General features: G+C 69.3%; 1 protein-coding gene. It reads left to right on the top strand.

From position 1 onward, the window contains the following. Positions 1-133 precede the first annotated feature (133 nt). A partial coding sequence (gene nagZ, locus FKP22_RS31370) for a beta-N-acetylhexosaminidase (RefSeq protein WP_141292064.1) occupies positions 134-1,079 on the top strand: 946 nt, incomplete at its 3' end.

Genomic DNA, 1,079 nt, shown 5'->3' with positions numbered 1-1,079 from the left:
GACCTGGACCCGATTGCCGCGATCCAGAGCTTTTACCCGATGGTCGAAGCGCTGGCCCGCGCCCGCGGTGCGAACCCGGACCAGCCGCGCCACCTCAGCAAAGTGACGCTGACAAAGTAAACCCACGCCACCCATGCACGCCGAGTTCCACCCGGGCCATCTGGTGATGGTCGACATCGAAGGCACATCGCTGACGGCGGAAACGGCGGCGTTCCTGCGCCGGCACCGCATCCGCGCGGTCTGCCTGTTCCGCCGCAACCTGGGCACCGAGGCCGAGGTGCGCAAGCTCTGCACGGACCTGCGCGAGGTGCTGGGGCCCAGCGCCTTGATTGCCATCGACCAGGAAGGCGGCTCGGTGAACCGCTTCACTGCCTTGCCGCATGCGACGGGCGCGATGGCGATTGGCGCGATTGCCGACATCGCCGAAGCCGAGGCCCTGGCCGAAGCCACCGGTGCCGCCGTGGCGCGTGGCCTGATCGGCCTGGGCATCAACTGGAACCTGGCGCCGGTGCTGGACGTGAACAACAACCCGGCCAACCCGGTGATCGGCGAGCGCAGCTTCGGCGCCGACCCGCATCGCGTCGCCCGCCTGGCAGCCGCCTGGATGCGCGGCTCGCTGAAGGAGGGCGTGGCCTGCTGCCTCAAGCACTTCCCCGGCCATGGCGACACGCACGTGGACTCGCACCACGCGCTGCCAACCGTCGACAAGTCCCTCGAAGAACTTGAAGCGCTGGAGCTGATCCCGTTCCGTGCCATCGGACCCGATGCGCCCGCGGTGATGACCGCCCACATCGTCTACCCGCAACTGGACCCGCAGCACCCGGCCACGCTGTCGCACCGCGTGCTGACCGGCCTGCTGCGGCAGGACATGGGCTACGGCGGCGTGGTGCTGACCGATGCGCTGATGATGAAGGCCATCCACGAGCGCTACGGCCATGCCCGCGCCGCGGTGCTGACGCTGCAGGCTGGTGCCGACATGCCGCTGGCGCAAGGCCTGCCGCAGGAACAGGCTGCCGCGGTGCAGGCCATCGAACTCGCACTGCGCGAGGGCGAACTGCTGCCCGAACAGGTGCAGCGCT

It is taken from the genome of Ideonella azotifigens, from assembly GCF_006519715.1.
GTDB lineage: Bacteria > Pseudomonadota > Gammaproteobacteria > Burkholderiales > Burkholderiaceae_C > Ideonella > Ideonella azotifigens.
This window is presented reverse-complemented; position numbering and strand designations above follow the sequence as displayed.